The following is a 13,171-nucleotide window of genomic DNA, read 5'->3' as shown; positions in this document are numbered from 1 at the left end:
TGTTATTGCAACGTCGGAAAGTAACATGCTCTTGGCCGGGCGGCTCAGGGAGCACTATTCCCTTCCCGGCCTCAAGCTTGGGCAGAGCTTGGCAGTAACGGACAAGCGGGAGATGCATCACGTCTTCTCCCCAGTTGTGCCCATGGCTCCGCGTTGGACATCAGACATGGAGCTGGAAGGCGGCACCGCATTTTCTGGCTTTTCTGAATTTATAGTCAAACCCGCATTGGGTTCGTCAAGCAGGGGTGTGGAGCGGCACTCCATGGAGCGGCTGCTTGAAGTAATAAGCGGTGCTTCTGATGACCAGGTAGTAGAGGCGGCTTTGGATGTTGAAACAGAGCTTCATTGCGATGGTGTCTTGATTGGCGGGGAGTTGGCTGCCGCGGCAGTGTCCAAGTATGACCGGCCGGTTTTGGAAGCGAGAGGTAACACCCGGGCCAGCATCCATCTCCCCGAGGAGCACGAAATGAGCCGGCGGGCTCGTCTGCTTGTTGCGGATATCCTCACGGCGGCCCCAAACCTCGATGGCGTATTTCATATCGAGTTGCTGGTAGTTGACGGGGCTATGTTCCTCGGCGAAATCGCCATGCGGCCAGCAGGCGGGGGTGTTGCAGAAGCGCTGCGTCGCCATAAGGGGTTGGATCTTTGGGATGCCTTCATCAGAGCTCAACTTGGCATGCCGCTTCCGACGCCATCGCTATCGCGGGTAAGCCCTGCCACTCCTTGGGCCGGAGTGCTCGGCGTTGTTCCGTCGGCAAACCTATCCAGAGCTGAGCAGCGGGCGTTCCTGTTGCGACAACCAGAGGTTGTGTCCCTGGAAGAACTGGATTCAGGAGAGTCTCGGCCTAAAGAGTCGTGTTCATTCTCCTGGCATGCATTTTTCCAGACCTCCACCGAGTCGCAGGCGTACTCCCTCACAGAAAGGATCTCGAAGGCCATATGAACAAAAATGTGGTGTCGCCCGAGGCACTGGCGAACTCGGAGAGTGCGGCAGGTTCCTCCCGAGGATTCCTTGCTTTTTCGTTACTGTCAGCACTGGCTGAAGGCGCTCAGCAAGTGATTATCCTCTGGACTGCCTTTCAGATCGGCGGTAGTGGCCTTCTGGTCGGGTGGGCAGTCTTCGCCGGCTATGCGCCCGCGGCTGCAGTAGGCCTGGCCGTGAGAAAGCATGCAGATAAGGGAGATGCCCGATCGCTTGCCGGATGGAGCAATTGGTTTTTGGCGCTTGGTTCCCTTGTTGTGGGCGTTCAGCAATTGTTGGCTGGAGATCCGCTTATTTCCGTGATCATGATCCTGGCCAGCCAGGCCCTGCTGTCGCTTGTCAAGCTCGTGAACAAAGCTGTTGTGGGCAGGCTTCTTAGAACCTGCTTACAGCCTGAGGCCGCCAAGAAGACGTTGCAACTTTCTTCATCCGCCAGCCTGGCAGGACAGGTCGTGGGCGCCGGGGGTGCTGGTCTTTTGCTGAGCACTGGCTTGGGACCCGCAGGGCTCTTGATATGTGGGGCGTTTTATGCCGCGAGTGCATTCGTATTGCGTCTTGCAGTGCGGAACGACTCTGCGCGGGCACGCCGGAAAAATGCAGAGGATGAGGAAACGCCAGGGACGCGCCGATCGCCCAAGGTCCGATCCCGTCTTAGTCCTGCGTTGGTCTCCGTGCTCCTCTTTTCTGTTCCAAGCAGTGGATCGCTGCAGGCGTTGACAACGCTTCTGCCTTCATTGAGCGAGGCGACGGCTCCGTCAGCGCCCGCCTTCTACGCCGTGATGAACGTAACGAGCATGGCCGGAGGATTCGTAGCTGGGTTGATCCTTTCGTCAAGACTTTCCACTCCATTGATGGTCCTCCGGTGGGCGATGCCTGCCAGCGCAATTTTGTTGGTATGCCTCAACTTGCTCGGGGCGGAATTCGCGGTCGCCTTCCTGGCCGGGGTCCTGACCCTCGTGCTCACTCTGCACGTAATCGTGATGCAGGTCCTTACAAACCAAACTCCCCCTGCCGAGGAGGTAGGTTCATTCGCGATGACGCGAAATGTGGTTGCCTCGTTGTCCAAGGCGCTCTTTGCGCTTGCTGCGGGGGCCATTTCGTCTTTCGCCGGTTTGGAGGCGGCGGTATGGGCGCTGGCTGGGGTCTGCGCCGTCTTCTGGTTGATTTGGTGGCGGCAGGAATCGTCGCGGAGGGAGGGGGTCTTTGGTGAGATTGGACGCTGACGATGGAAGAGCGAATTTCCTGGAAGCTCTGGTGAAGCGCATATCCGCGCATCGCAGCGAGCTTCCTGACTCGCCAGTCGGCCATGAGCTCGCGGACATTCTGGGACACAGCCAGGCTGCCTTGGAGAGGCTGGGCAATGGTGGGCGGATATTGCTTACACTGCCTCATGCCAGCCCAAATGTCTTCTTTCCCAGGGCAAGAGTCGGTTGGCATGCGGCCGAACTGCAAGGTACAGAATCCGACGCCATTCACCTTCGCGTGGTGCTCACGCACACAAACTTTTCTGATCTCGGATGGCGACCCTACGCGTGGTGGATCCTGGATCAAGAGGCCAATTTGCGCCGCGTGAGTATGTTTACGAGGAACAAGAAACAGAGTCATGCCACCATAGCGAGCCAGAATGGTTACTCGACATTTCCTGACATGCTAACTGGTCATGACCGCAGGGCGGCGCGAATGGCGGCCCTCGCCACTGATCGAGCTTGGTGTTACATCAACCTCATGGCCAGCATCGAACGGTCCTGCGGGTTCTCAGCTACCTCGAGGACAATCTATGTCCGGTTGGAGTGGTTGGTTGAGGCCGCTTTGGAAGTCGCCGGCGACTTGACCAGCACGGGTGTGTGGATGCGCGCCCTTCTCGAATTGGCCGACGGGGCACGGGTGATAGGGGCCGGGGGGCGACTTCGGGCGGCTACGAGTGGTGAGACACCATTCGTCTACAGCAACGCGATAAACCTGGCGGTCTTGGCGGCTCTGCCCTCCGCGGAAGTACTTGGCGGCAAGAAGATGGAGTCCTACTGGCCAGAGGTCCAAGCTCGAATCGGACAGGCCGCAAGGAACAGCAAAAGCCCGGCGCCCCTACTCAAGCGTTTGCTTGTTCCCGAACAAGCGCGGGAGGAAGGCGCCCCTCCGTCGCCGCGATTGAGAAGGCAACTCTCAGAGGCGGGCATCCAGTACTCACAAGGCATGGCCTTGTCGCTGCACGGGTCCCTGAACCAAACGATATGAAAGGGGCGGCGGTGGCAAGTATCGATGAATTGGTTCGCAATTATTATCTGCGCGTGGATGAGGATCCCGCCACTGTGCACGAACTATTTTGTCAGGACGCCGCCTATCACCGGCCTGGTTACGGGGCGCTTGTCGGACGTGAGCGCCTGCGCCAGTTTTATGGCCAAGAGCGGGTAATAGCTTCCGGAAACCACCGGCTCAAAGAGGTCCTGATTGCCGATCAGTCAGCAGCTGTGCGCGGTGATTTTGAAGGCAAGGGGCATTCCGGTGAGGACTTGCGGGTCTCGTTTGCAGATTTCTTTACCTTCAAGGAGGGATTGATTCAGGACCGCACGACATATTTTTTCATGCCGAAGGTATAGATTCCTTCGGCTTGGAAAAAGTTCTAACGCTTCGGCAGGTTTATCCACCCACAGCACAGTGACCACCGGAACGGACGTGTTATGGGAACAGCACTAACTGGCAAGTGCGGAGGCTCAGTTGAGGTTGCGGCCTCGCTAGTATAGGGGAGTGGATTCGACCTTCAGCCTTCGCCCTGCCCGCACCAGTGACGTGGCGGCGATCAAGAGGCTGGTGGCTCCTCTGGCTGAGGAACGGATCCTCATGGCCAAGGAGACCGTGGCGTACTACGAGAGCCTGCAGGAATTCCGGATTGCCGAATCCAATACCGGCGAGGTCATTGGCTGCGGCGCCTTGCACGTGATGTGGGAGGACCTGGCCGAGATCCGCACGCTGGCCGCGGCCGACTCCTGGCGGGGCCGCGGCGTGGGCCATGTCCTGGTGGAGAACCTGCTGGAAGAGGCAAAGGCGCTGGGCGTGAGCCGGGTGTTCTGCCTGACGTTCGAGGTGGACTTCTTCAAGCGCCACGGCTTTGAAGTCATGGCGGACCAGTCGGCCGTTGATCCGCAGGTGTATTCGGAACTCCTGCGCTCGCATGACGAAGGCGTGGCCGAGTTCCTGGACCTTGCCCGCGTGAAGCCCAACACCCTGGGCAATACGCGCATGATCAAGCAGCTTTAACCTGCGCCCAAACCCCTTTTAGAACCCAGCTCCGACGGGTGGCTGGGCCCTGCCCGATTATGGGTGATTTAAACCTCTTCTCTTATCTAAAGTTGATGGATAAACTGATAACGGCTTGCTGGGGAAGCTTCCGCCACATCGGTCAATTTGAGAGAAGATCATGCAGTCCCACGCCTCGTTCCCAGATGTTTCACAACTCCAACTCAGCGTGCGCGGTCCAGTGTTCACGCCTGCCGATCCCGGCTTCGCCGCCGAAGTAGCGGCCTTCAATTTGTCCACACAGCACCAACCGGATGTTGCCTTCGGCGCCCTCGACGCAGAGGACGTTTCGGCGGCAGTCCGCTGGGCCGGAGAACGCGGAATGCCCGTCTCCGTCCAATCCACCGGCCACGGGGCCACCAACGCCATTGAGGGCGGCCTGCTCATCAGCACGCGTCGAATGCTGGAGCTCAGTATCGATCCCGTCGAACGGACGGCCCGCGTTGGCGCCGGCGTCCGCTGGAAGGCCGTCGTGGAACTGGCATCCACGTTCGGGCTCATGGGGCTCTGCGGTTCCACCACCGACGTCGGCGTGGTGGGTTACACCTTGGGCGGCGGCTTGCCCATCATGGGTCGAAAGTACGGGTTCGCATCGGACCATGTGATCGCCTTCGAGATCGTCACTGCTGACGGCACGCACCGACGGGTAACCAAGGACGAGAATTCGGAGCTTTTCTATCTCCTGCGCGGAGGCAAGGGAAACCTTGGCATTGTCACGGCCATGGAATTCCACTTATTCCCGGGCACTGACCTCTTCGCCGGTGGGCTGTACTTCGACGGTGAGCATGCTCCGGCGGTCCTCCAGCAGTTCAGCGAATGGGTTCCGTCGCTGCCCCAGGAGGCGTCGGCGTCGTTGGCCTTCCTTCGATTGCCGGACATGGAGTTCATCCCCGAACCTTTGCGGGGCAAGTTCGTCGTGCATCTGCGTTACGCGTACCAGGGCGACGCGGCCGTGGCGACGCAATTGCTGGAGCCGATGCGACGGAGTGCGCCTTTGATGATGGATGGGACCGGCCCCCTGGACTCCACCCAGCTGGACAGTATCCACCAGGACCCGGACCAGCCTGTGCCCGTGCGCGAGCGTGGCTTCCTGCTGGACCGTTTGGACGGCGGAGCAAAGAGCGCGATCCTGCGCCACTTCGGACCAGGCGTGCAGAGCCCGGTGCTGATGGCGGAGGTGCGGCTGCTCGGCGGCGCCTTGGCCAAGAGCGCCGACGGCGAGGACACGGTTGGGGCGCGCGACGCCGCGTTCAGCTTCTTCATGGCGGGCATGGCTGTCCCTCCTCTGGTGGAGCTGCTTCCCGTAGTGTTCGACGCCGTTCGCGACGACCTGCGCGATGCCTCCAGCGGCGGGACTTTTGTTAACCTCCACGGCCACTTCGTCGACGCCGAGGACAGGGAGCGGCCCTGGGGTCCCACTGTCCGCGAACGGCTCCGGAAGGCGAAAGCCGAGCTTGACCCGAAGAACATGTTCAGCTTCGGGCACGTCGTGGGTCTTCCGGTCATCGACCAGACGGTGCTTCTCGAAGACGTTGTGACCGCCGGTGGCGACGCCGTGCTGAACAGCTAGGGAGCTGACGGCAATGGACCATCGGGTGATTTTTCCTGATTTCTCTGCTTTCCAGATCGACATTCCGTATGGATCGTTGCCGAACGGGGAGTCGTGGGCGGGGGAGCGGTATCCGGATCCGGACCTCTACTCGGCCTTCTGGCCGGAAGTACGTCCCCGGGACGAATCCGCGTTGACTCCGGCGCCGGGTGCCGATGACTGACCCGTGAACAGAAGCGCAGGTGGAGGGGCGGTCGAAGGGCTGCCCCTTCCACCATTTAACTGCCGTCCCTTCGCCTCGGGACCTACCGTGGGCCCGCCCGCCGGTAGTAGGGTCAGAGCACCAGCCACAGCATGCCCAGGAGCATCCAATGAAAAAGCTCATCAATGATCCACGCGCCGTGGTGGACGAGTCCGTCGAAGGTTTTGGCATGGCCCATGCCGACATCGTGGACGTCCATCCCGACCCCAAATTCGTTGTCCGGAAGGCAGCGCCGGTAGCGGGCAAAGTTGCCCTGGTTTCCGGCGGAGGCAGCGGGCACGAACCCCTTCACGCAGGCTTTGTGGGACTCGGAATGCTCGACGCCGCTGTGCCCGGCGCGGTCTTCACCTCTCCCACACCCGACCAGATCATTCCAGCGACTGTCGCCGTGGACTCAGGTGCCGGCGTCGTCCATATCGTGAAGAACTACACCGGTGACGTGCTGAACTTCGAAACCGCTGCGGAAATGGCCCAGGCTGAAGGCGTTCGCGTCCGTTCGGTGCTGGTGAACGACGACGTCGCCGTGGAGGACTCGCTGTACACGGCAGGACGCCGCGGGGTGGGCGGAACCGTCCTGGTGGAAAAGATCGCCGGAGCGTCCGCCCAGCGCGGGGACGACCTGGATACTGTCACCGCAATCGCCGAACGTGTAGTAGCCAACGTGCGGACCATGGGCGTTGCTCTGTCCGGCTGCACTGTGCCGCACGCGGGTACACCGAGCTTTGAACTGGCCGATGACGAAATTGAAATCGGAATCGGCATCCACGGCGAGCCGGGCAGGCACAGGATCCCCATGGAAGGCGCCGACGCCATCACGGACCGGCTGCTGGAACCTGTCCTGGAGGATTTGGGGATCGCATCAGGTGACCAGGTCCTGCTGTTCGTCAACGGCATGGGCGGAACCCCGCAGAGTGAGTTGTATATCGTGTACCGCCGGGCTGCGCAGGTCCTCGCCGAACGGGGCGCCACGGTGGAGCGCTCCTTGGTGGGCAACTACGTGACGTCCCTGGAAATGCAGGGCTGTTCAGTATCCGTGCTGCGCCTGGACGACGAGATGACCAGGCTCTGGGACGCGCCCGTCCACACGGCAGCCCTGCGGTGGGGTGCCTGAGCATGGGATTGGGCGTCGACTGGGCCGTGGACTGGCTGAAACTCTCCGCCGACTCCATGGCCCGGCACCGCACGGAACTGATCGAACTGGATCGCGCAATCGGCGACTCTGATCACGGCGAAAACATGGACCGGGGTTTCCAGGCGGTTGTTGCCAAACTGGAGGAAGCCGCACCGGAGACGCCGGGTGCGGCACTCAAGGTGGCGGCGATGACCCTCATGTCAAAGGTGGGTGGTGCGGCCGGACCGCTCTATGGAACGGCGTACCTGCGCGCGGCCACCTCGCTGGGCGATCTGGCGGACGTGGACGCCGAGGCCCTGGCCGCGGCGCTCGCCGCAGCACGGGACGGGGTAGTGGCCCGCGGCAAGGCGGAACCCGGCGACAAAACCATGATCGACGCCTGGACTCCAGCTGTCGAAGCCGCACAAAAGGCAGCGGCCGCTGGCAAAGACCCAAGGGAGGTCCTGGACGCCGCCGCTGAAGCCGCCCAGGCCGGAGCCGAATCCACGGACGAACTGGTGGCCCGGAAGGGTCGGGCCAGTTACCTGGGGGAGCGCAGCGTCGGTCACCGCGACCCCGGTGCCGCATCAACAGCGCTGCTCCTGCGGGCAGCCGCAACAGCTGCCGGCAACGGCACAGGAACCGGGGACGCATGACGGTGGGAATCGTGGTGGTTTCGCACAGCAGCAAAATCGCTGAAGGTGCAGTGGAACTCGCCGCCCAGATGGCGCCCGACGTCGAACTCGTCGCCGCCGGGGGAACCGACGACGACCGTATCGGTACCAGCCTGGAGAAGGTGCTGGCCGCCGTCGAGCAGTCACTGGTTGATTCGGGTGGTGACGGGGTTGTGGTGCTCACGGACCTGGGCTCGGCCGTGATGACGGCTGAGTCTGCCGTGGAATTCGCCAGCGCTCCCGACGCTGTGCGGCTGGCCGACGCGCCCCTGGTCGAGGGACTGGTTGCCGCGGCCGTCGCCGCCCAGGGAGGGGCCGGCGTCGAGGATGTGCTCAAAGCGGCCGAAGCCGTAACTTTCAGTGGAAGTTCAGTGGCTGCACCCCAGGCTGCCGACGCAGGCACTGCTGAACCTGACGCCAGCGGGACTTTTACCCTGATCAACCCCCTGGGAATGCATGCGCGTCCGGCGGCGAAGATCGCCGGCGGCCTGTCCGGAATGGACGCGGACGTGACCGTCAACGGAGTGGATGGCATGTCCATCATGGCGTTGATGGCGCTCGCAGCGGGGCAGGGATCCGAGCTGCATGTGGAAGCCCGTGGGAAGGATGCCGAGAGGGCTGTGGACTACGTGCGGAAGCTGGTTGAAGAGGGGTTTGGCGAGCTCTAACTAAACGGTTTTTCGACCAAGATATTGCTAAGTATGCTGATTAGTGATGTTGTAGAGGTACAAGGTTCCTACGAAGAAAGAGGTGCGACATGGGTGCTGACGACAAGATCGAGAACACCGGCGAGAAGCTGGGCGGCAAGGCCAAGGAAGCTGCCGGCAAGCTGACGGACGACAAAGGCCTCGAGGCTGAGGGCAAGGGCGACCAGGTCAAAGCCGACCTCAAGGGCGCAGGCGAGAAGCTGAAGGACGCCTTCAAGAAGGACTAGGAATGTGGACAGGGCCGCTGCGGTTGCAGCGGCCCTGTCTTGCTGTGGGAGGCCTCGCTTCGAGGCACTATTTGATGGAGGATCTTCGTGAACATACTGGTAAAACTGTTCGGCATTGCTGTTAGCCTCGGCGCAGGTGCCATCGCGAACAAGACTTTGGAAGGCCTCTGGGAGAAGAAGACCGGCAAGCCCGCCCCGAAGGACGGAACGGACCTGAACGACTCCCTGCCGGGCGTCCTGGTTTTCGCCGTGGTCTCCGCCGGTGTTGGCGCAGTTGTTCACGTACTTACCCAACGGGGCACCAAGAGCGCCCTGGCCCGCATGAAGAAAACAGCAGACGAGGTCTAGAACATGGCTATTGCCAAGCACCCCAGCGTTGTCATCGACTGCCCCGACGCGGCAGCGCTCGCAGCTTTCTACGCCGAATTGCTCGGATGGCACGTTTCCAACGAGAACGGCGACTGGTACGACGTGCGCCCGGAGGACGGCAGCAACTGCATCTCCTTCCAGCAGGTTGATGTGTACCAGGCGCCCGTCTGGCCGGGCCAGACAATCCCGCAGCAGATGCACTTTGACGTCGTGGTGGACAACCTGGACAAGGCTGAAGAAGAAGTCCTTGCCCTTGGCGCCAGCAAGGCCGACCACCAGCCAGGCGAGACGTTCAGGGTGTTCCTTGATCCTGCCGGACACCCGTTCTGCCTCTGCCTGAGCTAGGGCCTGCCCTTTTTGGGCCTAGCCCTGCTGCGCCGCCCACTCGTCGACGCGACGGTTGCTCTCCTCCTCTGAAAGGTCCTCGACGCGGGTCATGATGGACCACCGGACCCCGAACGGATCCCGGATGCTGGCATAGCGGTCACCGGAAACGAAGGTGCTCAACGGCTCCCTGATGGTGGCGCCGGCTTGTTCCGCTATGCGGACCAGAGCGTCTGCATCGGAGCAGTAGAGTCCCAGGGAATAGCAGTCGTCCTCGCCCTCGGGCGACGGGACCAAGTGGTATTCGGGGTTGGGCTCGCCGAGTTGCAGGTGACCGTTTCCGAAGTCGAGCTCCGCGTGGACCACCACCCCGCCCATCTCGGTTTCGCCCACCACCCTGGCGCCGAACACGTCCCGGTAGAACGCGATCGCTTCCTTGGCGTTGGACACCGCCAGGAACGGCGTGAGGCTGGTCAACCCTTTCGGGACGCCGTGCGTGGTGTGCTCGCCGTTGGCGGCGGGGGCGGCTTCTGTGCTTGTAGTATCTGTCATGGATATGACGCTACGTGCCTGGTAGGGGCCAGCGCTTGGAGATTCGCGACGGGTTCGCGAGGGGTTGGGTTCCGGGAAGGCTCCAATGACGGATTCGTTCAAAGGCATCCTCTATCCCGCCCGGCTGCCCACCTTCCACCGCCTTCCTGCGCCGGAGCCGGTGGCGGACCTCGTCCAGTGGTTCTGGATTCCCGAGTGGGACATCGAACCCGGCCGATCGTCCCGGCAACACGTGATCGCCTACCCCACCTCCAATCTGGTGGTGCAAGGTGATGTGGTTGAATTCTCCGGCCCCACCACCCGCGCCGCTTACCGTGACCTGAGCGGAAAGGGATGGGCAGTGGGAGCCCTGCTCCGACCGGCCGCGGTTCCGCTGTTCAGTGATGCTCCGGAGACCCTCCGCGACACAGGTCTCGCGCTGGACCTGCATGACCTCCACACCGCCGTTTCAGCGGCCATGGAAACGCACGACGGCGGCACCCGCCGCGGGCGGGCAGCGGAAGCCTTTGTTGCGTGGCTGGTTTCCCTGGATGTGACGTTGTCCGAAGAGGCGCTGCTCGCGAACCGGATGATGGACCTCATTGCGACCGACCCTGAGGTTGTCAGGATCGAAGATGCGGCATCCCTCCTTGCGGTGTCCCCGCGAACGTTGCAACGGATCGCGAAAAAATACATCGGGTTGAGTCCCTCCGCCCTTATCCGTCGCCGAAGGCTGCAGGACGCGGCCGAGCGCACCCGGTCCGATCCATCAGCGGACCTTGCGGTGATCGCCGTCGAACTTGGCTATGCGGACCATGCGCACCTGACCAACGACTTCCGGAAGTTCCTGGGTTTCACGCCGAGTTCGTACCGGCGGTCAGCCGGGGCTGCGGACTGCTGAGCGTTGGCACAGTCGGTTCGGTGACTGCGTCCCCTTCCTCTGGGGTCGTGGTCTCCCCGCGGAAAGCTGCCAGCATTGCCTCGCGATCGAATTGCCCCTCCCATTTGGAGACCACAAAAGTGGCGACGCAGTTGCCAAGCAGGTTGACCACAACCCGCATGGAGTCCATGAGCCGGTCGGCCCCCAGCAGGAGTGCCACGCCTGCAACCGGGAAGATTCCCAGGGCTCCAGCGGTGGCCGAGAGGGCCAGGAAGGCTGATCCCGGGACTCCGGCCATGCCCTTGGAGGTCAGCATGAGAATGCCCAGTGCGGCCAGTTGCTGACCCAGATCCAGGTTGTGCCCGAAGGCCTGTGCGAGGAATAGGAGGGAGATCGACAGGTAGAGTGCCGCGCCGTCGAGGTTGAAAGAGTATCCGGTGGGAACCACCAGTCCCGTGGTTGCCCGGGAGCAGCCGGCGTTGGTCAGCTTGGTCATGATGCGAGGGAGGACGGATTCGGTGGACGCCGTGCCCAACGCCAGCATGAACTCTTCGCGCGAGTATTTGATGAACTGCCACAGGGGAACACGAGGGTAGGCCCAGGCCACCACAAACAATAAGCCGATGAAGATCAGGGCAGAGCCATAGCATGCTGCCACCAGAAGGGCGTAGGTGCTCAGGGAGCTGAGCCCGTATTGGCCGATGATGAAGGCCATGGCGCCAAACGCACCCACTGGAGCCACCCGCATGACCCAGGCCATGATCCTGAAGAAGATTTCCAACGTGGTTTCCATGATGTCAATGACCGGCTTGCATTTCTCCCGCCCCACCACCACGATTGCTGCTCCAAAGAAGACGGCGAAGCACAGCACCTGCAAGAGTGAGTTTGAGGCAAATGCCCCCACCACGCTTGTGGGGATGATGCCCAGCAGGAACTGTCCGGCATCCTTGGGTGGGGCCGTGGTGATTTTGGCGTTCACGGCATCCTCGGACAAGGACGCGGGGTCAATGTTCAGGCCGGCGCCCGGCTGCACGACGTTGGCCACTACCAGCCCAAAAGCAAGCGCGAAGAGTGTAGCGGCGGTGAAGTAGACCAGGGCCTTCACGCCCACCCGACCGACGGCTCTTACGTCTCCCACGGCTGAGATCCCAGTGACGATGACCAGGAAAATCAGCGGCGCGATGATCATCTTGATGAGTTGGATGAAGCCATCGCCCAGCGGGCGAAGCGCGGACCCGATGTTGGGCCACAGGTACCCGATGACGATTCCCGCTACCACCGCCATCACGATTTGGAAGAACAAGGACTTGTATAAGGGCTTCTTCGCAGCTGGAGTTGAGGCTGTTTCAGGTGCATGGATCTTCAAGGAGTGCGCCTATCTGTGCATGGGGCCGTGCAGGGTCACGGCCGGGATCACACAAGACGCTATGAGTGCCTTGTTTCCGGATTGCTAATTCCAGAGGCGCTCTGTGTTTAATATCGGAATCAAGTTTTCACGATGCGAAATTGACCGGGGATAAGGGACGGCAGCCCTCCGCGGCAACCTCCGCAGGCTTCGGGACCGGCCTATGCGCTGCGTCGAGGAAGACCCTGTAGGACACCACTCCCTCCCCGGCTGGAGGTGTGCGGTACCCGGCATCCTTCCGGTGGGCCGCGAAGGACACTGTGACGCAGGTGCCGGCAGGGGCAGGCCCGGCGGCGACTCGGGCGGAATGACACGGGAATACCGCTGGCTAAATCAAATCGCTAGAGGAACGGCGCCGTTCGATACTGCTACCCCTGCCGCAATCCCGCCGCATCAAGGACCACCGCCGCCGAAATCACCCGCCCGCACTGTTCGCCGAACGGGTAGTCGCCCCTGGGAGTGAATGTCAGGGTACGCACTGGCAAGGCGGCACCGGAAATCGATGTGCCGCTCACCGTCGCATCCAGGGGCGCTTCGGATAACGCGCTCAACTCCATGAAGCCCTGCAGGGTCCCGTCAGGGGAGGACGTCGCTGAGCAGACACCCTCCGGCGAGCAGCCCTGGTCGACGGCAGCTGAGCCCGGCTGCAGAACCAGATCCTTCTCCGTGCAGCTACCGTCCTGGCAGGCCTTCAGCCGAAGAGAACCGACGTCGCCTGCATAGGATGCGGCCACGGTCAGGGACACCCCGGTAGCCCGCGCAATGGCCGGGCACGCCACAGGCTCCGGATAACACGCGGACAGCAATCCCGCAGTGCACGCAAGCGTCAAGGCCAACCCAATTCTGCCCATGCTTCAGG

Annotated in this window: 16 protein-coding genes; 13 read left to right on the top strand and 3 right to left on the bottom strand. The window is 62.0% G+C overall.

The genetic code is table 11. The annotated features are described in order from the left end of the window. Positions 1-166: 166 nt before the first annotated feature. The 12 genes from NEK97_RS13050 (at position 167) to NEK97_RS12995 (ending at position 9,517) form a co-directional block, all read left to right on the top strand. On the top strand, positions 167-943 hold the full coding sequence (locus NEK97_RS13050; protein WP_257370321.1) for a hypothetical protein: 777 nt from the start codon (positions 167-169) through the stop codon (positions 941-943). Next, complete coding sequence (locus tag NEK97_RS13045) at positions 940-2,205, top strand: MFS transporter (RefSeq protein WP_235520358.1); 1,266 nt, start codon at positions 940-942, stop codon at positions 2,203-2,205. Before NEK97_RS13050 ends, NEK97_RS13045 begins: the two co-directional genes overlap by 4 nt. A 1,020-nt stretch (positions 2,206-3,225) precedes the next feature. Further along, the gene (locus NEK97_RS13040) at positions 3,226-3,576 is read left to right on the top strand and encodes a nuclear transport factor 2 family protein (RefSeq protein WP_257370320.1); all 351 of its coding nucleotides are present in this window, start codon (positions 3,226-3,228) and stop codon (positions 3,574-3,576) included. A gap of 148 nt (positions 3,577-3,724) precedes the next feature. Further along, positions 3,725-4,234 (top strand): amino-acid N-acetyltransferase, encoded by a 510-nt coding sequence (locus tag NEK97_RS13035; RefSeq protein WP_257370319.1) that lies wholly within the window; start codon positions 3,725-3,727, stop codon positions 4,232-4,234. A gap of 160 nt (positions 4,235-4,394) precedes the next feature. Next, on the top strand, positions 4,395-5,843 hold the full coding sequence (locus tag NEK97_RS13030; RefSeq protein ID WP_257370318.1) for an FAD-binding oxidoreductase: 1,449 nt from the start codon (positions 4,395-4,397) through the stop codon (positions 5,841-5,843). Between the two features lie 25 nt (positions 5,844-5,868). Then, on the top strand, positions 5,869-6,045 hold the full coding sequence (locus NEK97_RS13025) for a hypothetical protein (RefSeq protein ID WP_257370317.1): 177 nt from the start codon (positions 5,869-5,871) through the stop codon (positions 6,043-6,045). A gap of 148 nt (positions 6,046-6,193) precedes the next feature. Then, positions 6,194-7,195, top strand: a complete 1,002-nt coding sequence (dhaK, locus tag NEK97_RS13020; protein WP_257370316.1) for a dihydroxyacetone kinase subunit DhaK — start codon at positions 6,194-6,196, stop codon at positions 7,193-7,195. 2 nt (positions 7,196-7,197) lie between these two features. Beyond that, positions 7,198-7,851 (top strand): dihydroxyacetone kinase subunit DhaL, encoded by a 654-nt coding sequence (dhaL, locus tag NEK97_RS13015; RefSeq protein ID WP_257370315.1) that lies wholly within the window; start codon positions 7,198-7,200, stop codon positions 7,849-7,851. After that, positions 7,848-8,537, top strand: coding sequence for a dihydroxyacetone kinase phosphoryl donor subunit DhaM (gene dhaM / locus NEK97_RS13010; protein ID WP_257370314.1), 690 nt, complete (start codon positions 7,848-7,850; stop codon positions 8,535-8,537). Before dhaL ends, dhaM begins: the two co-directional genes overlap by 4 nt. Before the next feature lie 89 nt (positions 8,538-8,626). After that, the gene (locus NEK97_RS13005) at positions 8,627-8,803 is read left to right on the top strand and encodes a CsbD family protein (RefSeq protein WP_235520350.1); all 177 of its coding nucleotides are present in this window, start codon (positions 8,627-8,629) and stop codon (positions 8,801-8,803) included. An 87-nt stretch (positions 8,804-8,890) separates the two neighbouring features. After that, entirely contained in the window at positions 8,891-9,151 is a 261-nt protein-coding gene (locus NEK97_RS13000) for a DUF4235 domain-containing protein (protein ID WP_257370313.1), read from the top strand. Positions 9,152-9,154: 3 nt separating this feature from the next. Continuing rightward, entirely contained in the window at positions 9,155-9,517 is a 363-nt protein-coding gene (locus tag NEK97_RS12995; RefSeq protein ID WP_257370312.1) for a VOC family protein, read from the top strand. A gap of 18 nt (positions 9,518-9,535) precedes the next feature. On the opposite strand, the gene NEK97_RS12990 is transcribed toward NEK97_RS12995, so the two are convergent. Then, positions 9,536-10,048, bottom strand: a complete 513-nt coding sequence (locus NEK97_RS12990) for a glyoxalase/bleomycin resistance/extradiol dioxygenase family protein (RefSeq protein ID WP_257370311.1) — start codon at positions 10,046-10,048, stop codon at positions 9,536-9,538. 85 nt (positions 10,049-10,133) lie between these two features. Between NEK97_RS12990 and NEK97_RS12985 the strand changes: the two genes are divergently transcribed. Next, entirely contained in the window at positions 10,134-10,928 is a 795-nt protein-coding gene (locus NEK97_RS12985) for a helix-turn-helix domain-containing protein (protein WP_257370310.1), read from the top strand. Here the strand turns inward: NEK97_RS12985 and NEK97_RS12980 are convergent. Then, positions 10,882-12,273 carry a cation:dicarboxylate symporter family transporter gene (locus NEK97_RS12980; protein ID WP_257370309.1) on the bottom strand — a complete coding sequence of 464 codons (1,392 nt, stop codon included), beginning with the start codon at positions 12,271-12,273 and terminating at the stop codon, positions 10,882-10,884. The two genes, NEK97_RS12985 and NEK97_RS12980, sit on opposite strands and share 47 nt — an antisense overlap. Positions 12,274-12,680: 407 nt before the next feature. Continuing rightward, on the bottom strand, positions 12,681-13,163 hold the full coding sequence (locus tag NEK97_RS12975) for a hypothetical protein (protein ID WP_257370308.1): 483 nt from the start codon (positions 13,161-13,163) through the stop codon (positions 12,681-12,683). Positions 13,164-13,171 lie beyond the last annotated feature (8 nt).

It is taken from the genome of Paenarthrobacter sp. UW852, assembly GCF_024608385.1.
Classification (GTDB): domain Bacteria; phylum Actinomycetota; class Actinomycetes; order Actinomycetales; family Micrococcaceae; genus Arthrobacter.
Note: the sequence above shows the minus strand (reverse complement) of the source record. Positions and strands in the feature narration are given on the sequence as shown.

Bases quoted from the DNA above. Each gene is read 5' to 3' on its own strand.
- NEK97_RS12990 (WP_257370311.1), bottom strand. From the start codon at position 10,048: ATGACAGATACTACAAGCACAGAAGCCGCCCCCGCCGCCAACGGCGAG.
- NEK97_RS13045 (WP_235520358.1), top strand. From the start codon at position 940: ATGAACAAAAATGTGGTGTCGCCCGAGGCACTGGCGAACTCGGAGAGT.
- NEK97_RS12975 (WP_257370308.1), bottom strand. From the start codon at position 13,163: ATGGGCAGAATTGGGTTGGCCTTGACGCTTGCGTGCACTGCGGGATTG.
- NEK97_RS12995 (WP_257370312.1), top strand. From the start codon at position 9,155: ATGGCTATTGCCAAGCACCCCAGCGTTGTCATCGACTGCCCCGACGCG.
- NEK97_RS13005 (WP_235520350.1), top strand. From the start codon at position 8,627: ATGGGTGCTGACGACAAGATCGAGAACACCGGCGAGAAGCTGGGCGGC.
- dhaL (WP_257370315.1), top strand. From the start codon at position 7,198: ATGGGATTGGGCGTCGACTGGGCCGTGGACTGGCTGAAACTCTCCGCC.
- NEK97_RS13030 (WP_257370318.1), top strand. From the start codon at position 4,395: ATGCAGTCCCACGCCTCGTTCCCAGATGTTTCACAACTCCAACTCAGC.
- dhaM (WP_257370314.1), top strand. From the start codon at position 7,848: ATGACGGTGGGAATCGTGGTGGTTTCGCACAGCAGCAAAATCGCTGAA.
- NEK97_RS13050 (WP_257370321.1), top strand. From the start codon at position 167: ATGGAGCTGGAAGGCGGCACCGCATTTTCTGGCTTTTCTGAATTTATA.
- NEK97_RS12985 (WP_257370310.1), top strand. From the start codon at position 10,134: ATGACGGATTCGTTCAAAGGCATCCTCTATCCCGCCCGGCTGCCCACC.
- dhaK (WP_257370316.1), top strand. From the start codon at position 6,194: ATGAAAAAGCTCATCAATGATCCACGCGCCGTGGTGGACGAGTCCGTC.